The following is a 22,239-nucleotide window of genomic DNA, read 5'->3' as shown; positions in this document are numbered from 1 at the left end:
CGGGATAGAAAAACAAACATACATTCGCTATAATGGAAGTATGCTGAGGTGAACAATCATGAAAAAACAATCCTTACAGGAGTTAATGCAGTGGATGAAAACTGACTCGTCCATTGCCCCCAATATAGAATTCTGGCACACCGTTGATGAACGGCCGGCGAAAACGGCTGATTTCCCGGCACAGCTGCATGAGCGCTTGCGCGCCGGGCTTGCCGCCCGCGGCATCGATTCGCTCTACACTCATCAGCATTCGGCGTTTGAAGAGGCCTACGGCCGGAGGAACAATGTCGTCACTATTACGCCGACCGCCTCCGGGAAAACCCTCTGCTATAACCTCCCGGTGCTGCAGACGATCATGGACGAGCCGGAAGCGCGCGCGCTGTACCTGTTTCCGACCAAGGCTCTCGCGCAGGACCAGAAAAGTGAAATTAATGAATTTATCGAGGAGATCGGGGCTTCCATTAACAGCTACACGTATGACGGGGACACCCCGCCGACGATCCGGCAGTCGATCCGGCGCGCCGGCCATATTGTCATGACTAACCCCGACATGCTGCACTCGGCCATTCTGCCGCATCATACGAAATGGGTGTCGCTGTTTGAACACCTCCGCTATATCGTCATTGATGAAATTCATACGTACCGCGGTGTGTTCGGGAGCCACGTGGCGAACGTGCTCCGCCGGCTGCTGCGCATTGCCCGCTACTACGGGGCAGAGCCGACATTTATCACCACCTCTGCGACGATCGCCAATCCGCGCGAGCTCGCCGAGACCCTCACCGAACAGCCCTTCACACTCGTAGACAACAACGGGGCGCCGCAGGGGAAGAAGCATTTTGTGTTCTACAATCCGCCGGTGATTAACGAAGCGATGAATATCCGCAAAGGCGTCCTCTCCGAAGTGAACCGGCTCGCCAACACATTTCTCGAGCAGCACGTCCAGACGATCGTGTTTACGAAAAGCCGGGTGATGGTGGAGGTGATTTTGAGCCACCTGCAGCATTTAAACAGCAAACAGACCGGCCAGCAGAGCCTTGTGACCGGCTACCGCGGCGGCTACCTGCCCAACCAGCGGCGGGCCATTGAAGAAGGGCTCCGTTCCGGCGACATCATGGGCGTGATTTCCACCAACGCGCTCGAGCTCGGTGTCGACATCGGGCAGCTGCAGGTGTGCATCATGTCCGGCTATCCGGGATCGATTGCAAGCGCCTGGCAGCAGGCCGGGCGCGCGGGACGGCGTCAGTCGGAGTCGCTGATCGTAATGATCGCAAGCTCCAATCCGATCGACCAGTACATGATCCAGCATTCCGACTATTTTCTGGAGAAAAATCCGGAAACGGCGCGCATCCATCCCGATAACCTGATCATTCTCGTGGATCATGTGAAATGCGCCGCCTTTGAGCTGCCGTTCCGGGACGATGATACGTTCGGCGGCGTTGACGTGCGCGACGTGCTCGAGTACCTTTCGGAGGAAAATGTCGTGCACCACCGGGGCTCCAAATGGTACTGGATGAGCGATTCCTTTCCGGCGCACGGCATCAGCCTGCGCTCGGCCTCGCAGGAGAATGTTGTCATCATCGACCAGACGGTGCCGTCCGCGTCGAAGGTGATCGGGCAGATGGACCGCTTCAGCGCGATGACCCTGCTGCATGACGAAGCCATCTACATTCACCAGGGCGTGCAGTACCAGGTGGTTTATCTGGACTGGGACGAGAAAAAAGCGTACGTGGAAGAAGTGCGGGTGGACTACTATACCGATGCCAACATGGCCGTCGAGCTGAAAGTGCTCGAAGAGGACAACACGGCGGACTATCCGTCGTACCACGCCGGTTTCGGCGACGTGATGGTGCATGCCAAGGTGACGATTTTTAAAAAAATCAAGCTGGCGACGTTTGAAAATATCGGCTCCGGCACCGTGCACCTGCCGGAGGAAGAATTGCATACAAATGCCTGTTGGATCCATTTCCCCGAAGACACCGTCCAGGAATTTGGGCGCGACACCCTGGAGCAGGCAATGATGGGGCTGGCAAACGTCCTCCGGCATACGGCACCGGTGCGGGTCATGTGTGACCCGTCCGACATCCATGTCGTCCCGCAGATGAAGGCGACCCATTCAGAGCAGCCGACGATCTTTCTGTACGACCGCTACCCGGGCGGCGTCGGCCTGTCGTCCACTATTTTTGCCGACCTGCCCGAGGTGCTCCGCGACTGCGCATCGTTGATTGACGCCTGTCCGTGCCATGACGGCTGCCCGTCCTGCATCGGGTCGGATATTATGCTGAGCGGAAACACGAAAGCGACCGTGCTTGCTTTCATTCACCGGCTTCAGGCCGAACAGGAGGTGAGCCCCGCCCGTGAACATGAAAAATAAACTCAAGCGAATGAAAACGCACCTGCAGGAAGAATCCCCGGCCGCTCCCGCTCCCGCAGAACCAGCCGCCGGCATCAGGCATCTGGAGGAGTGGGAGGCCTTTGGTGCTGTACCGAAACAGTACGACGGAGAAACGATTTTAAAACGCACCGTGACGTATCCGCTCGACTACGTTCACGGCAGCGCTTCGTTTGGCGAGCTGTTTACGGTGTTTGACCGCTGGCAGCAGGAACCCGCCTTTCATCCACTGCATCCGGAAGGGCGCCGGCCGGAGGATCTGCTGTTTTTTGATACGGAAACGACCGGGCTGAAAGGGGGGACCGGCACCACCATCTTTCTGCTCGGCGGCGCGCGCGTGTACCCCGACCGGGTCGAGGTAACACAGTACTTTCTCCCCGGGCCCGAGCATGAAGTGGCGCTGTATCATTATTTTCTGACCGAATGCTATTCGGCGGAAAACCTGGTCACCTATAACGGCAAATCCTTTGACTGGCCCCAGGTGCAGACCCGCCACACCCTCGTGCGCAACCAGGTGCCGAAGCTTCCGGCCTTTGGCCACTTTGACCTTTTACACGCGAGCCGGCGCCTGTTTGCTGACCGGCTCGAATCGTGCCGGCTGAGCGTGGTGGAACGGGACATTCTCGGGTTTGTCCGCCACGACGACACCCCGGGCTACCTCGCCCCGATGCTGTACTTTGACTATGTGAACGAAGGGCTTCCCGAGTTTGTGACCGGCATCCTGGAACACAATGAACAGGATATTTTATCGCTTATTACGCTTTACATTGATATTTCCAAACGAATTCTTGCCGACGGGGGCAGCGAAAAACAGTCGCTTGCCGTCGCCAAATGGTTTGACCAGCAGAAGGAATGGACCAAAAGCGCCCAGCATTACACGGCGATGGTCGAAAACGGGGAAGGTGATGGGGAAACGATGCACCGCTACGGCGTCAACCTGAAGAAACAGCACCGGTACGCCGAGGCAGTCCCCTGGTTTGAAAAGGTCTGGGAGCGTAACGAGGATTCCCGGTATACGCTCGAGGCCGGGGTGGAGCTTGCCAAATGGGAAGAGCACCAGGCGAAAAATCCCGAACGCGCGCTTCTGTATGCTTTAGGTGTGCAGAGCAAGGCGGAACGGGCAGGGCTCAAGCTTCCTGCCGGCAAGCAGGCCGATCTGCACAAACGGCTGGAGCGCCTGATGGCCAAACGGGGGCGGACGTCTTGAGGCGCCTGGCAGCGACCGGCTACAAGCCGGCCGAACTCGGCATCTTCAAAGACGACGCCCCGGAAATTGCCTACATCCGGAAAACGCTCGAGAAGCGGCTGCGGGCCCTGATTGAAGAGGGCAGCGAATGGCTGATTATTTCCGGCCAGCCCGGGGTGGAATGGTGGGCCGCCGAAGCCTGGAACGAGCTACGGGAGGAGTACGACCATATCCGGCTCGCCGTGCTGGAACCGTTTCTTGAACAGGATTCCATCTGGCCGGAGCACGTCCGCACCGCCTATGCGGAATTAAAACAGAGCGCGGACTACGTGGACGCGATTTCCAAGCGCCCGTATGTGAATCCGTCGCAGCTGAAGGCCAAAAACGACTTTATTATTTCCCATACGGACGCGCTCCTGATTTTATATGACGAAGAGCAGGAGGGCGTGCCGAAGTATATGCTTGCCTCCGCCGAGCGCCGGCAGCAGAGCGACCATTATCCAGTCTATACGATCGTTCCGGAGGACCTTGAGGAAACGGTCCGGGAGGAAGCCGAGCGGGAATGGGACGGGTAGGCGCAGGAAGGAAATTGACTTTTTTCATGTATTCTGAAAGAATGTAAGCAGATAAATGCGCGGCCGTCCGCCAGGCAGGCGCCGGCGCCCGCGAATGTATCATACAAATAAAGCAGAGGTGGTCCTTGCTGATGGAACAGACACAGTTAACTGCCAAAGACATTTTAGACAAAGATTTCAAAAACAGTGTCAAAGGCTACAACAAAGACGAAGTCGACCAATTTTTGGACATGATTATTCAGGACTATGAACAGTTCGAACAAAAGGTACGCGAGCTTGAAGACCAGCTGAACCGCTCGCCGGAGCAGCGCACAGCCGCGTCGCCGGAGGGCGACTCCCGCTACCAGCGCACCGTGACGTCGTCGATTTCCACCCGCTCCGAAAGCGGTGCCGGCAATCCGGACACCCCATCAAACGCCGCCGCAGCCGAACCGGCAGCCGGGACAACCAATTACGATATTTTAAAGCGGCTCTCGAACCTCGAAAAAGAAGTATTCGGCAAAAAACTATACGATTAAAGGCGGGAACCGGAAGATATGCGCACCATTCACATTGACGGGGCCAGCGCCGGCCAGCCCGGGCCTTCCGGCGTCGGGGTTTTCGTCAGGCACGATGACGGCAGCGTGGAGGAATTTTCCCGCCCGCTCGGATGCCTGACCAACAACGAAGCGGAATTTGAGGCGTGTGTGTACGCGTACGAACTCTGTCGCGAGCGTGGCTGGCATTCGGCCTCTATCCGTACGGATTCGCAGCTTGTGAATGCCTCGGTGGAAAAACGGTTTGTGAAACGAAAGCTGTACCAGCCGTATTTAGCCAAAATCCTGCGTGCTGAAGAAGAACTGCCTCTTTGTTTTCTGAAATGGGTGCCGTCCCGGGAGAACCGGGCCGCCGACCGGCTCGCCAGGCAGGCCGTGCTCGCTTCGCGCAGGGAGGATTCGTGCTGAGCGGCAATTTCTTTTCTTGCTTCTCCTGCCCGGAACCGATATAATGGTTCATGGTCATACAGAGCCGGGAGCCGTTCAGGTGATCGCTGCATGTACCCATGCAGAGGAAAGTCCATGCTCGCACAGCCTGAGACGGCTGTAGTGTTCGTGTCTGACGAAACCATAAGTCAGAGCAGCTCCGTTTCGGGGCTGACGGCGGGGAAACAGCCTGTGTCCCACCGGATATGGCTGGAGTCCCCTGAACAGTGCCACAGTGACGTAGTCCGGCGGGAAACGGCCGGAGTGGAACGCGGTAAACCCCTCGAGCGAGAAACCCAAAATTAGGTAGGGGCGCCTTTCGGAAGGAATACAACGGAACGAAAGGGCAGAAGTTTTCTGCAGATAGATGATTACCACCCGAGTGCAAGGTGAACAGCCGCTGGCAGCACAAGGGAACAGAACATGGCTTACACGAACGGCCCCGGCTTCTTGAAGCAAAACCCCTGGAGGAATTCAGGGGTTTTTTTAGTAGATATGAACGGATATTTCACTCCAAGGAGGAACCTATGACACAACCAACATACACCTTAATCGCCACGGCAACGATGGGGCTCGAAGCCCTGGTCGCCAAAGAAATCAAAGCGCTCGGCTACCGGCACCTGCGCACCGAAAACGGCCGGGTGGAATTCGAAGCGCCCGCCGAGGGCATCGCCCGGGCCAACCTGTGGCTGCGGACCGCCGGCCGGGTTAAAATCAAAATCGGCTCGTTTGCTGCGGTAACGTTTGACGAGCTGTTCGAACAGACGAAGGCCCTCCCGTGGGAGAAGTTTCTGCCCGAAAATGCCGAATTTCCCGTCAGCGGACGCTCGGTCAAATCTACCCTGTTCAGCGTCTCGGACTGCCAGGCAATCGTCAAAAAAGCGATCGTGGAACGGCTGAAGCAGTCCTACCAGAGCGAATGGTTCCCGGAAAACGGAGCGCTCTTTAGGCTCGAAGTGGCGCTGCATAAGGATGAAGCTGTGCTGTCGCTCGACACGTCCGGAGCCGGACTGAACCAGCGCGGCTACCGGGAAACGCATGCCCGGGCCCCCCTCAAGGAAACGCTCGCCGCGGCCCTGATCACACTCGCCAACTGGCACCCGGACCGCCCGCTGGTGGATTTATTCTGCGGCTCGGGGACGATCCCCATCGAAGCGGCCATGATCGGCCAGAACATGGCGCCCGGCGTAAACCGCTCGTTTGTCAGCGAAACGTGGCCGTGGGCCGAAGCCATGCAATGGGAAACCGCACGCCAGGAGGCCGAAGACCTTCTTCGCGACGACCAGCCGCTGATGATTATGGGCAGCGACCTGGACCCCAAAGCGATTGAAGTCGCCGAGGAAAATGCCAAGGAAGCCGGCATGTACGGCCTGATTACGTTTAAGCAGATGGCGGCACGGGATTTTAAGCCGAAAGGCGAGTACGGGGCGGTGATCAGTAATCCGCCGTACGGGGAAAGGATCGGGGAGCGCGACGAGGTGGAGAAAATGTATCAGGCACTCGGCCAGATCGCCCGGGAGACGCCGACCTGGTCCTACTACGTCCTGACGTCGCACGAACGGTTTGAAGCGCTGTTCGGCCGGCAGGCGACCAAACGGCGCAAGCTTTACAATGGCAATCTCAAGACAGATTATTACCAGTACTGGGGACCAAGGCCCCCGCGCCCGTCTTAATTGTTCGGGTGGTCGGTGTCCCCGAGCCGGGGGTTATCGAAATGAAGATAGTCGATGGCCGGATGATAGCTGATGGTCATGCCGTCGAGGTACCACTGGTCCTGCGGCTCGACAAAAAAGCGGAGGCCGCCTGCTTCTGTCTGGTAACTGACGGCGGACGGCTCGCCGGGGTCAACCCCGATGGAAAATCCGCCGGAGCCAACGCCGCCAATGCGGACAAACAGGCGCACCGCGGCACCGTCGGCCAGATCCATTTCCTGCTTGTAGTGCTGGCCGGCTTCTTCGGTAATGGTCATTTGCATACGTATCTTTCGCTCCCTTCCACTCTTTGTTATATCATGAAGGAAGGAGCCATACCAAACAGAGTTCATATCAAGGAGGAATCGTCATGCCGGATTATGCACAAATCGAACAGGAGTTTTTGAACGAACAGCGCAGCCTCAATGCCTACGACCAGGCGCTCAGCCTGCTTGGCTGGGACGCGCGGACCGGCGCGCCCAGAAAAGGCATGGAGGAACGCTCGGAAGTGGTGGGGGCTCTTGCCGCCGAATTGTTTGCCCGAAAAACCTCCGGGCACCTGAAGGACATGAGCCAGCATCTGCTCGAACCGGAAGCGGCGGAGCAGGTCTCCGCCGTTGCGCGGCGGGCTGCGGAAGAGACCCTGGTGGACGTGGAGCGGATGGAGCGCCTGCCCCGGAACGAGTATCAAGCGTTCACCACGCTCACTTCCAAAACGGAATCATACTGGGAAGAGGCGAAAGCCTCCGGGGATTTCGAAAGTTTCCGCCCCTACCTGGAAGAAATTGTGGCGTACCAGCGCCGGTTCGCCGATTACCTCGGGTACGAGGCGCATCCATACGACGCGCTGCTGCATGACTTTGAGCCCGGCATGACCGTCTCGACCCTCGATGATACATTTTCCAAGCTCCGGGACGGCCTGCTGCCGCTTGTGGAACAGGTGAAAGCAGCCCCGGCCCGGCCCGATACATCGTTTCTGCATGCCCATGTTCCAAAGGACCGGCAGCGTGCCTTCAGCGAGCACGTGCTCCGGCAGATGACGTACGACTTTGATGCCGGACGGCTTGATGAAGCCGTGCACCCGTTTGCCGTCGGCCTGAACCACAACGACGTGCGGGTCACGACCAAATACGACGAACACGATTTCCGCACCGCCGTGTTCGGTACGATCCATGAAGGCGGCCATGCGCTGTATGAGCAGAACCTCGGCACGGACCTGGCCGGCACCATTTTAGCGGACGGGGCGTCCATGGGCATTCACGAGTCGCAATCGCTCTTCTGGGAAAATTTCGTGGCGCGGACCCGCTCGTTCTGGGAAAACAACTACGGCAAACTCCAGGAGCTTAGCGGCGGCCAGTTTCAGCACGTGGCCCTCGATGATTTTTATTTTGCCGTCAACAGCGTCGAGCCGTCCCTGATCCGGATCGAAGCTGATGAAATGACGTATTCGCTGCACATCATTCTCCGCTACGAGCTGGAAAAAGCCCTGATCGAAGGCAGCCTGCAGGTAAAGGACCTGCCGGAGGCCTGGAATGAAAAAATGAAGCAGTACCTCGGCGTCCTGCCATCCAATCACGCGGAAGGCGTGCTGCAGGATGTGCACTGGGCAGGCGGGGCCTTTGGCTACTTTCCGTCGTATGCGCTTGGCTATATCTACGCCGCCCAGTTTCAGCAGGCCATAGTCCGTGACCTTCCGGCATTCGACGATCTGGTTGCAAGCGGCGACCTTGCGCCGATCCGGCACTGGATGACCGAACGCGTGCACCAGCATGGGCGGATGAAGCGCCCGGCCGATATCGTTACGGCCGCCACCGGGGAGGGGACGAACCCGGAGCCGCTGCTCGCTCATTTGTCCCACAAATATCAGAGCCTGTACCGCTGGTCCTGATCCCGCCGGCGCCTCCGGCGGCGAATTTCCGCTCCGGGACGTTTGAAGGAGGCGCTTTTGTGAAATAAAGTAGAGACTCTAATATTTTAGATGTCCCTTGCACCAGAACCATTAGAGGGGGATTGGCATGATTACATTCACTGACATTGCAAAGACGTTTCCGGGCGCTGAACACCCGGCCGTCCAGAACTTCAACGCCACGGTCGAGCAGGGGGAATTTTTCGTCCTGATCGGCCCGAGCGGCTGCGGCAAGACGACGACGCTGAAAATGATCAACCGGCTGATTGAGCCCACCGCCGGCACGATTCATATTCAGGGCAAGGATATCCGGGAGTGGGACCGCCACGAGCTGCGCTGGAACATTGGGTACGTACTCCAGCAGATTGCGCTGTTTCCGACGATGACCATCGCGGAAAACATTGCGGTTGTTCCGGAAATGCGGCGCTGGAAGAAAAACGAGATCAAGGACCGCGTCGATGAACTGCTGGAGATGGTCGGTCTCGACCCGGATACATACCGCAACCGGAAGCCGTCGGAGCTCTCCGGCGGCCAGCAGCAACGGATCGGGGTCATCCGGGCCCTTGCTGCCGATCCGGACATTATTCTGATGGACGAGCCGTTCAGCGCGCTCGATCCGCTGAGCCGGGAGCAGCTGCAGGAGGACATCCGGGCCCTGCAGCAGAATATCCAGAAAACGATCGTCTTTGTTACCCACGACATGGACGAAGCGCTCGCCCTCGGCGACCGGATCTGTCTCATGAAAGATGGCGACGTCGTCCAGACCGGCACGCCCCGGGAGCTGAAAAATGAACCGGCCAACGATTTTGTGCGCGACTTTATCGGCGACCGCCGGGACGAATGGGATACCCCGGTCCGATCGGTCATGAGCGGGCGGGACAGCCAGTACATTGCAAGCGTCCACGATATGCCCGAGATGCCGCTGTACCCGGCGCCGCTCTATATTTTCGACCAGAACGACACGTTTCTCGGCCGGCGGGACGGCGACTCGATCACGTCCCAGAAAACCGTGATTTCCCCGGATCACGTGCTGTACGACGCCCTTAGAACCTTTAATGACACCGAGGCCGAAGCGCTGCCGGTGCTCGAGGAAGGGCGGCTCGTGGGGGCGCTCAGCTACAAAGACGTCATGCAGTTTCTGCAGAAAGCAAAGCTCGCATCCGCAGGAGGTGACACGAAAGCATGAACCTTCTCGAAAATACGTATCAGCTGTTTACTGATGAACAGGGACAGTTCTGGACCCTCGTGTGGGAGCACGTCAATATGAGCCTGATTTCGCTTTTGTGCGCGTCGTTTATTGCGGTGCCGGTCGGCGTGCTTTTAACCCGGCGCCGGTCGATTGCCGAACCAATCATCGGCGTCGCCGCTGTGCTGCAGACGATCCCGAGTCTGGCCCTTCTCGGGTTTATGATTCTCATACTCAACCAGATCGGCACGGTGCCGGCAGTGGTCGCGTTGACCGCCTATGCGCTGCTTCCGATCCTGCGTAATACCTACACCGGCATCGCCGGCGTGGATCCGGCTCTTGTGGAAGCGGCCACCGGCATGGGGATGAATTCCTTCCGGCGCCTGCGCAAAATTGAGCTGCCGATGGCCATGCCGGTGATCATGGCCGGGATCCGGACCTCCATGGTCTTGATTGTCGGGACCGCCACCTTAGCGGCTCTGATCAGTGCGGGAGGCCTCGGTGATTTCATCATGACGGGCATCGACCGGGCAGACAACGCCTATATTCTGCTCGGCGCCATTCCAGCCGCTCTGTTGGCCCTGTTTTTTGACCTGGTGCTGCGGATCACAGAACGCACCTCCCAGGGCAAAGCGCTTGCTCCCGTAGCAGTTGTTCTCGGCGTGGCCCTGTTAGTCGTCATCACCCCGGCGCTCGCCTCCACCCAGCAGGAAGAGCTCGTGATCGGCGGGAAGGAAGGGGCCGAACCTGAAATACTCGCCAACATGTATTCGCTCCTGATTGAGGAAAACACCGATCTTGAGACGAGCGTTGAGGCCGGCCTGGGGAGCACCAGCATCGCGTTTAACGCCCTGGAGTCCGACGACATTGATATTTATCCGGAGTTTACCGGTACCGTTACCGCCAACCTGTATGACCAGGGGGTACCGGCCGGAAGCACCCGCGAGGAAGTATACGAAGAGGCGCGCAGCCTGCTTGAAGATGACGGCCTGGCCTACCTGGAGCCGATGGAGTACAACAATACGTATGCGCTGGCGCTCCGGCAGGAAGAGGCGGACCGCCTCGGAATTGAAACGATTTCCGAGCTCGAGCCGCATACCGATGAGCTTGTGCCCGGGTTTACCTTCGAATTTGCTGACCGTCAGACCGACGGTTATCCCGCGATTGTCGAGACGTATGGGTTTGAGTTTGACGAAGTGGAAACTCTTGATGCCGGCCTTCGTTCGAATGCCCTGCAGGAGGGCCAGATCGATTTAATTGACGCCTACTCCACCGATGCGTATATCATAGAGTACGGGCTTACCGTACTAGAAGACGACGAAAATGTGTTTCCGCCGTACCAGGGCGCTCCGCTCTTGAAGCAGGAAACCCTGGATGACAACCCCGGCCTGGAAGAGGCGTTAAACCGTCTTGGCGGCCAGATTACCAATGAAGAAATGCAGGAAATGAACTACCAGGTGGACTATGAAAACGCGGATCACCGGGAAGTTGCCCGAACGTACCTGGAGGAAAACAATCTGCTTGGCGGCAATTAACCGCCTGCTAGTTAGTATTTAAAGGAGGAATCCCCAATGAAAAACCCTGAACGACAGGAAATACGGGCCATTCTTGACCGCAGCAAGCGTATCGCGGTCGTCGGCCTGTCAGATAACCCGTACCGGACGTCGTACCAGATCAGCAAAGTCATGCTTGAAGCCGGTTATGAGATCATCCCGGTGAACCCAACGGTGGAAAAAGTTTTTGACATTCCGGCCGTGGACTCCCTGAAAGACATCGAAGGGCACATTGATATCGTGAATGTGTTCCGCCGCAGCGAGTTTCTGAAAGGTGTGGCCGAGGAAGCCGCCCAGGTAGATGCGGACGTCTTCTGGGCCCAGCTCGGCCTGGTGAGCGAAGAAGCGTACGACATTGCAGCCAATGCGGGCATGACGGTAATCATGGACCGCTGCATCAAAGTGGAGCATGCAATCGCATAGCACGATTATATCAACCAGCATTCAACCTTGGCGGGGCTTTCCTGCCAAGGTTTTCCTGTCTGCGGGCAGAAACAGGCTAAAATCGAAACATATGTTCCCGTTCATTGACAAACTGTGTTAGTATGAAATATAACTAGAACGGAGAAGGAAGAAGGGAGAGACAGGAGTGGCAGCAGATAAATCCTATCAATACAATGATGAATCCATTCAGGTACTGGAGGGGCTTGAAGCGGTCCGGAAACGGCCGGGCATGTATATCGGCAGCACGGACAGCCGCGGGCTTCACCACCTGATTTTTGAAATCGTCGATAATTCGGTGGACGAAGCGCTTGCTGGTTACGGCAGCGTCATTGAAGTAACTCTGCACAAAGACGGAAGTGTCGCCGTTTCCGACCACGGCCGGGGCATGCCGACCGGCACCCACAGCTCCGGCAAGCCGACCCCGGAAGTCATCCTGACCGTGCTGCACGCCGGCGGGAAATTCGGGCAGGGCGGCTATGCGACGAGCGGCGGGCTTCACGGCGTCGGCGCCTCGGTCGTAAACGCGCTGTCAGAGTGGCTCGAAGTCACCATTTACCGCGACAACCAGATTTTCACGCAGCGCTTTGAGAACGGGGGCCGGCCCGTCACCACCCTCGAACAGAAGGGCAGCACCAAAAAAACCGGCACGACGATCCGGTTTAAGCCGGACGCTTCGATGTTCAATGCGGTGCACTACCAGTTTGACGTCCTCGCCGAACGCTTGCGCGAAGCGGCATTCCTGCTGAAGGGCACAAGCATCCGCCTGCATGACAAGCGCGACAAAGAAACGGTGTCCGAGGAATTTCAGTTTGAAACCGGCATCCAGGCGTTTGTGGAATACTTGAACGAAGACAAGGAAACGCTCCACCCGGTCGTGGCCTTTGAGGGCCGGTCCCAGGATATTGAGGTGGACTTTTCCTTTCAGTTTACCGACGGCTATACCGAGAATATGCTGTCGTTTGTAAACAACGTCCGCACCCGCGACGGCGGGACCCATGAATCCGGCGCCCGCTCGGCGTTCACCCGCGTGCTGAACGAACATGCCCGCAAGCTTCAGCTGCTGAAGGAGAAGGATAAAAACCTGGACGGCAGCGATATCCGTGAAGGGCTGACCGCCGTGGTCTCCATCCGGATCCCGGAGCATCTGCTGCAGTTTGAAGGCCAGACGAAAAGCAAGCTCGGCACCCCGGAAGCCCGGTCTGCCGTGGATCAGTATATTACAGATCGGTTGACGTATTTTCTCGAAGAAAATTCCACGGTCAGCACCATGCTGATCAAAAAGGCGATCAAAGCGGCCCAGGTGCGGGAAGCGGCGCGCAAGGCCCGCGAAGAAGCCCGGAATGGCAAAAAGAACCGGAAAAAAGACGCGCTCCTGAGTGGCAAGCTCACCCCGGCGCAGTCCAAGAACCCGGAGCGCAACGAACTGTACCTCGTCGAGGGCGATTCGGCCGGCGGCTCCGCCAAGCAGGGGCGCGACCGGAAGTTCCAGGCCGTACTCCCGCTTCGCGGCAAGGTAATTAACACCGAAAAAGCCAAGCTCGATGACATCATGAAAAACGAAGAGATCCGCACCATTATCTATGCACTCGGGGCCGGGGTTGGTACGGATTTCACCCTCGAGGACCGGAATTACGACAAAGTTGTCATTATGACGGACGCCGATACCGACGGCGCTCATATCCAGGTGCTTTTGCTGACGTTTTTCTATCGCTACATGCGCGAGCTGGTGGAAGCGGGAAAAGTCTATATTGCGCTGCCGCCGCTCTATAAGGTCAGCAAGGGCAGCGGGGCCAGGCAGAAAGCCGAGTACGCCTGGGAGGAAAACGGCCTCCAGAAAGCCATTCAGCGTGTCGGCAAAGGCTACGCCATCCAGCGCTATAAAGGTCTCGGGGAAATGGACGCCTCCCAGCTGTGGGAAACGACGATGAATCCGGAGAGCCGGACCCTTATCCGGGTGACGGTGGAAGACGGCGCCCGCGCAGACCGGCGCGTATCCACGCTGATGGGCAATAAAGTAGAGCCCCGGCGCAAATGGATCGAATCCAACGTGGCGTTCGGCATGGAAGAGGACTTGAATATTTTAGATAACACTGATTTGCAGATTATTAAGGAGGAACCGTAAGTGGCTGAGGCAGAACAATACTTGGATCTGCGCCTTGAAGACGTTCTCGGGGAACGTTTTGGGCGCTACAGCAAATATATTATTCAGGAGCGTGCCCTCCCGGATGCGCGTGACGGGTTAAAGCCCGTCCAGCGCCGGATTCTGTTTGCGATGCTTCAAGACGGCAACACCGCGGACAAACCATTCCGCAAAGCCGCAAAAACGGTCGGGAACGTGATCGGGAACTACCATCCCCACGGCGACTCCTCGGTGTATGAAGCGATGGTGCGGATGAGCCAGGAATGGAAGGTACGCGCCCCGCTCGTTGAAATGCATGGCAACAACGGGTCCGTCGACGGGGATCCGCCGGCGGCGATGCGGTACACGGAAGCACGGCTGGCAAACGTTTCGTCGGAGCTGTTGAAAGACATTGAAAAACAGACGGTGGAGCATGTAACGAACTTTGACGATACCCAGGAGGAGCCGACCGTCCTGCCGGCGAAATTTCCCAATCTGCTGGTGAACGGATCGACCGGTATTTCCTCCGGGTACGCCACCGATATTCCGCCGCACCAGCTGGGGGAAATTATTGATGCGGCCGTTGCCCAGCTGGAAAATCCGGCGGTGGCCACCGATGAACTGATGCAGTACGTCCAGGGGCCCGATTTTCCAACCGGCGGCGTGATCCAGGGCAGGGACGGCATCCGCCAGGCGTATGAGACCGGGCGGGGCAAAGTCGTGGTCCGTGCCAAAACGAGCATTGAGCAGGCGCGGGGCGGCCGGGAGCAGATCCTGATTACCGAACTTCCGTACGAAGTAAATAAATCCTCGCTCGTAAAGAAAATGGACGAGCTCCGGTTCGACCGTAAAGTCGACGGGGTCGCAGAAGTTCGTGATGATACGGACCGCACGGGACTGCGGGTCGTCATTGAGCTGAAAAAAGACGCCGATGCCCAGAGCGTGCTCAACTTTTATTACAAAATGACCGACCTGCAGGTGTCCTACAATTTCAATATGGTCGCCATCAACAACCGGACCCCGCAGCTGATGAATCTAAAGCAGCTGCTGGATGCCTACATCAGCCACCGGCGGAGCGTCGTCACCAACCGCTCCCAGTTTGAGCTCGATAAAGCGGAGCGGCGCCAACATATCGTCGAAGGACTGATTAAGGCGATCAGCGTACTCGACCAGGTGATTGATACGATCCGCCAGTCGGAAAACAAGAAAAACGCGAAGGAAAACCTCGTGGAGCAGTTTGCCTTTACGGATGCCCAGGCCGAAGCGATCGTGAACCTTCAGCTGTACCGACTGACAAATACCGACGTCACCCAGCTGGAGAAGGAAGCCGGGCAGCTGGAAAAGGAAATCAAACGTCTCCGCGGCATTCTTTCAAGTGAAAAAAAGCTGCAGCAGGTCGTGAAAAAAGAGCTGCAGGAAGTGAAAAAACAGTATGATGATACCCGTCGTACCGTGATTGAAGCGGAAATCGAAGAGCTCAAAATTGACCGCGAGGTGATGATCCCGTCCGAAGACGTGATTGTTACGGCTACGGCGGAAGGCTACATCAAACGCACGAGCCAGCGGTCCTATGCGGCTTCGAACACCGAACCGCCAGGGATGAAAGAAGAAGACGCCCTGTTGTTTTTCAGCGACATGAATACGACAGAGATGCTGCTGTTGTTTACGAAAAAAGGACAGTTTATCTACCTGCCGGTGCACATGCTCTCTGATATCCGCTGGAAGGATAATGGCCAACATATCGGCAACATTTCTCCGCTCGATCCGGGAGATGCACTCGTGGCCGTGGTGCCGGTGCAGGAATTCACCGATGAGGATTATTTTGTGTTTATTACCCGCCAGGGCATGATCAAAAAAACCGCGATGAGCGCCTATCAAGCTTCACGCTACGGACGTTCCATGATCGGAATGAATGTCAAGGACGGAGATGAAGTGCTTGCCGTATACCAAACGAACGGGGAGCAGGAACTGTTTCTTACCACCCATCAAAACTACGGCCTTCGCTTCCACGAACAGGAGGTTTCTCCTGTCGGTGTGCGGGCTGCCGGGGTTAAGGCAATTGACTTGAAAGAAGACGATGCCGTGACCGGAGCGCATGTGACGTCGGCGTACGAAACTGAGGATGCCATCATGGTGACCCAGCGCGGCGGTGTTAAACGCATGAGCCTGGATGACATTCCAATAACAAACCGGGCCAAACGAGGCGTTGTCCTGTGGAAAGAGGTCAAATCCAAGCCACACCGGATTATTGCAAGCTACATTATGGCCAGCGAGCCATTTGTGCTCCAGGCCCGCACGAAACACACAACCGTGACGATTGATCCAGCCAAGTACCGGCGGGTCGACCGTTACAGCAATGGCTCCTATGTCATTGATACGAAAAAGCACGGGGTGATTGAAGCAGTATGGAAGGATGTACCTTACCAGTAAACCAGACTCCAGCTGCTTTTATAAAGGACGCTGAACAACCATGAAAGCAGGAACACATGTGATAGGAGCTGTCACAGGAGGGCTTGCCGTGCAGTGGCTGACGCCGGTGCCGTTTGCCTTTTTTGAATGGGAAACAAGCATCTACGTCGCAAGCCTTGTGTTTGGGGGCCTGGTGCCAGACATCTGTCAGCCCAATTCCTGGATGGGGAGGCGGGTGCCGGGCGTGTCCCATCTGATCTCGAAGCTGGTGGGGCACCGCACGTTTACGCACAGCCTGCTGCTCGTCCTGCTCGTCTTCCTGTCCCTTGCCCAGTGGCAGGAGGGATGGGGCCTGGCGCTGCAGTGGGGTATCAGCCTTGGCATTGCCAGCCACATTGTACTCGACATGATGACCACCAAAGGCGTTCATTTGCTGTTTCCGCTGCATTACGCCTTTCGGTTCCCATTCACAACAAAAACCGGATCCACCTTTGGCGAAGGGATGATCAACGCACTGCTTATCGCCGGATTATTTTATGTGAGCTTTCAGCTGTTTTCCGTCGATCTCACGCTGTAAGCCACAGCAGGCAGAAGAACCTGGGAAGAAGCATCGGTACGAATCTGGACTGGTGCTTTTTTCTTTTTTTGTCTCAAAACATTAAGTTATCTTTGATATTGAAACAAAATATCCATAACTTCCGATAATATATATTATGTTAACTATAAATAAATCAAGCGCCGCGGGCGCTGATGTCAGCTTTATATCTTCGCCTTCCCTTTCAGTCCTCAGCTTTATCTTTGCTCACCCTAGCACGTTGACACTGTCTCCTCCGGCAAAATGCGGGATAGTCGCTTCGTTCGTTTCCATTGATGATAATTAATGTCTTCTTCTGTGCAAGGTTTGTCTCCCTGTATGCCTTCGGGCCAGCAAGAATCACGGTTCCTGCTCAAAGCGATTTATTTGAGTGAGCTGTCAGCGGACTTTTGGATTGTCGAGGGTTTTTTGTGAGTCGATGAAAAACAATCGGTTTGCCGGGACGGCATTTTCGTCAGCAAGTGAAATCTCCTGTAGACTCTGAGTCGATCCGGGCACTCTTTTTTCTTTGAGCTGTTCCCGCTCCAAATGGATTTTTATCTCATTTGCTGTCCCATAATTACCGGCTGCCGTCCCGCTCTCCAATATTTTGTATTAGTCCCCAGTTCCGCCTGCGTCTCAGAACAAAATGAGACGGCGCCTGTTTCAATTCTTTCCCGTTGCCAATTGGAAAGGGAGATATTATCAATACCCAAAGACAGCAAAAAAGACCCCCGGAGGAGTCTTTTCTGGTTATTTCTGACTAAATCACTGGAAAAATGGCGTTCTATTTTTAGATCACCGCGTGCAAAAGCTGTTTGTACAGCCCTGAGACGACGCACACGGACTGGTACGCTTCAAAGGCACGCTGTATGCCCTGCCTGGAGTTAAATTCATGAGAGCGGGCTGCTACGATAAGCATGGCATTGTCTGCTCTTCGCTTGATTAACAAAACTGGCACAGGTCCTACCACGGCTGCTCAGTGATTTCCTGGACTGTCCCCATGTCCTCACTCCGGTTAACCGTAAAGGTAATTTCGTCGCCGGACTGCATCAGCACCGCGTCCGCATCGTTTGAGGTATTGTAGACGTAAAGCCTCTCATCTCCTTCAAGCTTGAACTGAACGAGATTGGCATCTTCGGGGCCAGGAGTAATGGCCATTCGGTCCACTGTCCCGCTCGCTTCTTCCCGGTTTGCTTCACTCGCTTCGACGCCCTCCTCGGTGGAAGCAAGCGCCGAACGGTAATTCTCCAACGCTCCCTGCGCGGTATCGCCAAACGCGTATACATCGGCATCGTTGGCTTTAATGTAGGCATACTGGCGGAACAGCCCTGCAGGGTCAAGTGTATTCACCACCCAGGTAGCGGTGCCGTCGATGTTGTACATGATCGGCATGCTGCCGGTCCATTCTTTCTCCGGGAACTGCCGGTTCACAATGCCACGGGCGCCCTGGGTATCCATCGCACCTGTGTACTCCTCGCCGTTATACAGACGGAGCTCTCCTGTGCGGGCATTGATGAAGGAAACACCGAGCGTGGAGTCGGAGTCTTCATTCGGGCTTGTGAAGTCCGTAAAGTAGCTCATATTGCCATTTTCATCAAAAACGGGCGTCACTTTATTCTCCGTGCCGTTCTCATTTGGAATAAGAACATCCTCTTTTCCAAACATATAGTTGAGAAGCCCCTGGCCGTATTTTCCGTATTTGTCATTCATGTCACTTGCCATCGCCGGGCTGTACGAGCTTTCAATAAACGACGGGGCGTTTTCAGGTTTGTGCTTGGACGCTTCCCCTGTTTGAGGATCAACGACAACAACCTGGGCATTAGTGTGGTCGGTATGCCACGTCCAGTCACGGTTCTGGTAAACCGTCTGCACGTACCACGGCTTGCCCTCCTCATCTACTTCCAGGTACGTGCTCCCGCTTTGGTACCAGGCCGGAAAAGCGCTGTAAATGACCCGGTTTAGTTTTTCATTAAAAAAACTGCTGCTCGTGTACTGCATGGAAGCTTCCACAAAGGCCGGGTTGTCGCCTGGGTCCACGGCAGAAATCTGAAAATACCCCGGCGTCCCGCCACCGCGGAGCCAGCGGAACAGGTTCGTGTAATCGACGTTGGCAACATACATCGGCTCCCCGTCAATCACCTGGGCCTGAATGTCCCCAAAATCATAAAACTGCGCATTATCCACTTCCGACATCGCTTTCTGCATTTTATTGCGGGCGGACTCGGGTGCCACCTGCACCGGCGTTTCCTCTTCGGAAAATAAAGGCGGATTATCGGCCACCTGACTGTTGTTATCGATCGCCTCATGGGTTTTTTCATAGCCGAACAGGCTCCGTACAAGCAGCACGGCTAAAAATAGAAGAAGTACCGCCCCGCCCACCGCAGCGATATTGATGCTTTTCGCAGGCATCCCTTCTCCTGAGGCATTGGCGAGGGCGTAAAAAATACTGCTAAACACCAACAGAGCCACGAGGTTGGGAGCAGCCAAGGACAGCATGGTCCACTGCGGGAGAAAGAAATAGCTGGCAATGACGGCTAAAACAAACGTCAGCCCAAGCGCTGGCAGCACTGCCTTCAGCAGGAGACGCGGACGCATTAAAGAAATAACGAGAGCGGCCGCAAAAGAAAATATCATTACAAGTAACGCAGTAAGTAAAATCGTCAAAAAAACACTCCAAGCATCGTAAAATTAGGTATAGGAATCATTGTCGCTGCCGGCTTGCCCCTGGTTGTTCTTTTCTCATGACAGTGCTTATTGCACTTTCCCCAGGAGTTTTTGCTGAGGCATGGCCCGCCGCTTTTTTTATGTATTTGCCTGTCTCCGGGTGTTCCTGAAGTGTGATCCCCCCTTTTTCTGAATGGGTATTGGGCACAGGGATTCCCTCCATCGTCGCACCACCGCATGCCGCTGAATATTCGAAAACCGCAGCCGGAGACCTTATGAATAAAGAGTTTTCCCTCCTTTTTTCGAATTTATGCTATAGATCCCTTGCGAAATTCGCAGCCAGCGCAAAAGTAAATGAATAACTCTATAGTAAAAAAATTACTTTAGAGGCGCAAAAACCTCGTGTTTGCCAACGGGACCTGCGGAAAACCAGCCAAAAGAATTATATCAAACGTTCGGATATGATAACATGGACCGCTGCAGAGAATTAAAAAAAGCCCTGCTTCCAGGGCTTAAAATTCCACTCGGTCCTGATTGGTGACTACAAGCAGCGTTTTGCCTTTTTGCAGTTCTTCTTCCAGCCGCTCTGACTTTTCCGAGTCAAAGCCAAGCTTCTGCAGCTTGGTTAAAATGGTCTTTGTTTTTCCGCGGAACACATTTTTCAGGCTTGTTCCGAATCCGACCACCTTTACCCCTACTTTTTTCGCGTCTGTTTCTTTTCTCGTCCGGCGGTCATGGTCGTTATCATAGGCCAGGATATACATGTCTTCATCCCGGATGCCATCGTTACGCAGCTTATCAATCGTTTCGCTCAGTGTTTCATCGTTATGGAAAATCTTGAATTTAGGTTCCATTCGCTTCACCTCATTTAATTAATATACGCAGCTTTAGGTATTGGATGCTTTTTTTAATTTCTTCAATGTTTTCGCCGGCTTTTGCGCCGGGGCGTTCGTGCCTTCAAATTTTTCTTCCTCGTATTCCTCTTCCTGCTCCCAGGCGTCATTGGTCCCGCTGCTGGCTGACTCCTCCGAAGCGGCGGCTTCGTCCGTTCCGGACGGCGCCTGCACTTCACTTTCCGCTCCGTCTGCAGGTGGTCTCTCCGGATCGTACGCCGCCCCCTGAATTTTTTCGCCGGTATGAATGACGGCTTCCCCGATGTGATGGCGCAGGGTATAAATTTTCTTCTTAATCTTTTTCGGCACCTTGGCCATCGCAAATGCAGACGTCGATACCTTGGCTGCGCGTTTTACATTTTTCACTGCGCATTTGGCTTTTTTCTCCGTATGCTGCCCGGATTTAATGGCCTGGCTCAAGGGCCCGGGGCTCAGCTTCCGGGCTTTTTTCGCCGCCTGATCCACATTTTTTTCCACTTTTTTGCTGAGGTCTTTGCGCAGTAATGGCAGGGCCCCGCCGATTAAGCTGCCGGCAGCCATGAACGCGTAAGTGAGGTTGTCATTGCCGTTGGAGCTTTTTTTCCTGCTGCTCACTGTTCCACCACCATTCAAAAGTATGATTGCATGTACCATACCCTTATCCCTCTGTTCTTAAGCTAAACTCATACCATAAACATACTTTAGGTCTAGAGCAACGGATGAGCTGCTCCCGCTCAAATGCCGACGTTTATCGTATGTACAGCAAACAAGCGAAGCGGCCCTCGTAAGGCCCGCTTTTCTATCCCTGTATGCCACCTGTCAACGCATAAAAGTTATTAATCGGTCCGCTTCTCCGAAGACTCGAGAATCAGGGTATTGTTTTCCTGGCGGATCCGCTGGTCTTTTAACAGCGCCCCCACCGCCCGCTTAAACGCGGCCTTGCTGAGTCCAAATTCCTTCCGGATGGCTTCCGGACTGCTGCGGTCCCCGAACGGGAGCGTCCCGTCTGCCTGCTGCAGCCGCTCAAGAAGCAGCTGAGCATCCGAGCCAATCGCTACTTCTTTCGGCGGGTACATCGAGGCGTTTAGCGATCCATCCTCCTGGCGGTGCGTAATCCGGACCTTCAGTTCCTCTCCGACGCGTGGACGGTGCGTCCACTCCGATTCGTGCACAAAGATCTTATAGCGGTCGGCAGTTAACAAAAAGGCACCGAACGGCGGCGAACTATAGACTGTTGCGTTAACCCAGGCGTGGTGCAGGTCCGCCGGTGCCGGCGCCATCAGATGCTGCACATCGTTTTCACTGGCCGGAAAAGCTTTCAGGCCGCTCGCAGTGTACTCCAGGTGCACAAACAGGTTTTCGCCGGGAGCGGGCCAGTACGTCTCATCCTGCAGGTAGTCGTGCCGCTCCACCGGAGCCTTCCACCGGTCGTCGACCGCTACCTCGATGCCGTGGTCCGCGTCGCTGGTGACGACCTTCCGCCACATAAAAACCTCTTCCTGCATATCGGGCGGATGCACGTCCAGCCGCTTGTTTCCTGCCCCGTCAAACCAGCTGATTGCTTCTACTTGCTCCCCGGAGGAAAGCTCCCTGGAAACATCCTCTTTGTACAGGCGGGCAATCTGGGCTCCCGAAGCGAGCACATAATATTCCCCTTTGTCATTTAATACGTTCCATCGCTGCATACGTGAAAATAATTGTTTCAA

Annotated in this window: 19 protein-coding genes and 1 other RNA gene; 14 read left to right on the top strand and 6 right to left on the bottom strand. The window is 55.7% G+C overall.

Features of this window, described 5'->3' with window-relative positions; translation table 11 throughout:
• The first annotated feature begins 58 nt into the window (after nt 1–58).
• From ACTTK6_RS02355 to ACTTK6_RS02325, 7 genes are all read left to right on the top strand, one after another.
• The gene (locus tag ACTTK6_RS02355) at nt 59–2,371 is read left to right on the top strand and encodes a DEAD/DEAH box helicase (RefSeq protein ID WP_094908035.1); all 2,313 of its coding nucleotides are present in this window, start codon (nt 59–61) and stop codon (nt 2,369–2,371) included.
• On the top strand, nt 2,361–3,596 hold the full coding sequence (locus ACTTK6_RS02350) for a ribonuclease H-like domain-containing protein (protein WP_079476476.1): 1,236 nt from the start codon (nt 2,361–2,363) through the stop codon (nt 3,594–3,596). The genes ACTTK6_RS02355 and ACTTK6_RS02350 overlap by 11 nt, the downstream gene beginning before the upstream one ends.
• On the top strand, nt 3,593–4,150 hold the full coding sequence (locus tag ACTTK6_RS02345; protein ID WP_462832531.1) for an SLOG family protein: 558 nt from the start codon (nt 3,593–3,595) through the stop codon (nt 4,148–4,150). The genes ACTTK6_RS02350 and ACTTK6_RS02345 overlap by 4 nt, the downstream gene beginning before the upstream one ends.
• A 131-nt stretch (nt 4,151–4,281) precedes the next feature.
• Nucleotides 4,282–4,668 carry a cell division regulator GpsB gene (gene gpsB, locus ACTTK6_RS02340; protein ID WP_462832530.1) on the top strand — a complete coding sequence of 129 codons (387 nt, stop codon included), beginning with the start codon at nt 4,282–4,284 and terminating at the stop codon, nt 4,666–4,668.
• An 18-nt stretch (nt 4,669–4,686) separates the two neighbouring features.
• Nucleotides 4,687–5,094, top strand: coding sequence for a ribonuclease HI family protein (locus ACTTK6_RS02335; protein ID WP_462832529.1), 408 nt, complete (start codon nt 4,687–4,689; stop codon nt 5,092–5,094).
• 72 nt (nt 5,095–5,166) lie between these two features.
• Nucleotides 5,167–5,548, top strand: an RNA gene (rnpB, locus tag ACTTK6_RS02330) — RNase P RNA component class B.
• Nucleotides 5,549–5,639: 91 nt separating this feature from the next.
• Nucleotides 5,640–6,785: a THUMP domain-containing class I SAM-dependent RNA methyltransferase gene (locus tag ACTTK6_RS02325; RefSeq protein WP_462832528.1), complete on the top strand. Its 1,146-nt coding sequence runs from the start codon at nt 5,640–5,642 to the stop codon at nt 6,783–6,785.
• On the opposite strand, the gene ACTTK6_RS02320 is transcribed toward ACTTK6_RS02325, so the two are convergent.
• Nucleotides 6,782–7,087 (bottom strand): HesB/YadR/YfhF family protein, encoded by a 306-nt coding sequence (locus ACTTK6_RS02320; protein WP_079476481.1) that lies wholly within the window; start codon nt 7,085–7,087, stop codon nt 6,782–6,784. The two genes, ACTTK6_RS02325 and ACTTK6_RS02320, sit on opposite strands and share 4 nt — an antisense overlap.
• 26 nt (nt 7,088–7,113) lie before the next feature.
• On the opposite strand from ACTTK6_RS02320, the gene ACTTK6_RS02315 reads away from it, so the two are divergent.
• The 7 genes from ACTTK6_RS02315 (at nt 7,114) to ACTTK6_RS02285 (ending at nt 16,997) form a co-directional block, all read left to right on the top strand.
• The gene (locus ACTTK6_RS02315; protein WP_462832527.1) at nt 7,114–8,691 is read left to right on the top strand and encodes a carboxypeptidase M32; all 1,578 of its coding nucleotides are present in this window, start codon (nt 7,114–7,116) and stop codon (nt 8,689–8,691) included.
• A 127-nt stretch (nt 8,692–8,818) separates the two neighbouring features.
• On the top strand, nt 8,819–9,895 hold the full coding sequence (locus ACTTK6_RS02310; RefSeq protein ID WP_079476483.1) for an ABC transporter ATP-binding protein: 1,077 nt from the start codon (nt 8,819–8,821) through the stop codon (nt 9,893–9,895).
• Nucleotides 9,892–11,430: an ABC transporter permease/substrate-binding protein gene (locus ACTTK6_RS02305; RefSeq protein WP_094908037.1), complete on the top strand. Its 1,539-nt coding sequence runs from the start codon at nt 9,892–9,894 to the stop codon at nt 11,428–11,430. The genes ACTTK6_RS02310 and ACTTK6_RS02305 overlap by 4 nt, the downstream gene beginning before the upstream one ends.
• Nucleotides 11,431–11,466: 36 nt before the next feature.
• Complete coding sequence (locus tag ACTTK6_RS02300) at nt 11,467–11,871, top strand: CoA-binding protein (protein WP_322525042.1); 405 nt, start codon at nt 11,467–11,469, stop codon at nt 11,869–11,871.
• Nucleotides 11,872–12,037: 166 nt separating this feature from the next.
• On the top strand, nt 12,038–14,014 hold the full coding sequence (gene parE, locus ACTTK6_RS02295; protein ID WP_462832526.1) for a DNA topoisomerase IV subunit B: 1,977 nt from the start codon (nt 12,038–12,040) through the stop codon (nt 14,012–14,014).
• The gene (gene parC, locus ACTTK6_RS02290) at nt 14,015–16,441 is read left to right on the top strand and encodes a DNA topoisomerase IV subunit A (protein WP_462832525.1); all 2,427 of its coding nucleotides are present in this window, start codon (nt 14,015–14,017) and stop codon (nt 16,439–16,441) included.
• Between the two features lie 40 nt (nt 16,442–16,481).
• The gene (locus tag ACTTK6_RS02285; RefSeq protein WP_462832524.1) at nt 16,482–16,997 is read left to right on the top strand and encodes a metal-dependent hydrolase; all 516 of its coding nucleotides are present in this window, start codon (nt 16,482–16,484) and stop codon (nt 16,995–16,997) included.
• 790 nt (nt 16,998–17,787) lie between these two features.
• Here the strand turns inward: ACTTK6_RS02285 and ACTTK6_RS02280 are convergent.
• The 5 genes from ACTTK6_RS02280 to ACTTK6_RS02260 form a co-directional block, all read right to left on the bottom strand.
• Nucleotides 17,788–17,916, bottom strand: coding sequence for a hypothetical protein (locus ACTTK6_RS02280; protein ID WP_462832523.1), 129 nt, complete (start codon nt 17,914–17,916; stop codon nt 17,788–17,790).
• Between the two features lie 44 nt (nt 17,917–17,960).
• Complete coding sequence (locus ACTTK6_RS02275) at nt 17,961–19,661, bottom strand: DNA-binding protein (RefSeq protein WP_462832522.1); 1,701 nt, start codon at nt 19,659–19,661, stop codon at nt 17,961–17,963.
• A 512-nt stretch (nt 19,662–20,173) separates the two neighbouring features.
• A complete protein-coding gene (locus ACTTK6_RS02270) occupies nt 20,174–20,515 on the bottom strand; it encodes a YflT domain-containing protein (protein ID WP_079476493.1) in 342 nt (113 codons plus the stop codon).
• Nucleotides 20,516–20,548: 33 nt separating this feature from the next.
• Nucleotides 20,549–21,187: a hypothetical protein gene (locus ACTTK6_RS02265; protein WP_462832521.1), complete on the bottom strand. Its 639-nt coding sequence runs from the start codon at nt 21,185–21,187 to the stop codon at nt 20,549–20,551.
• 182 nt (nt 21,188–21,369) lie between these two features.
• Complete coding sequence (locus tag ACTTK6_RS02260; RefSeq protein WP_462832520.1) at nt 21,370–22,239, bottom strand: S1 RNA-binding domain-containing protein; 870 nt, start codon at nt 22,237–22,239, stop codon at nt 21,370–21,372.

The sequence above is a fragment of the Marinococcus salis genome (assembly GCF_054971365.1).
Note: the sequence above shows the minus strand (reverse complement) of the source record. Positions and strands in the feature narration are given on the sequence as shown.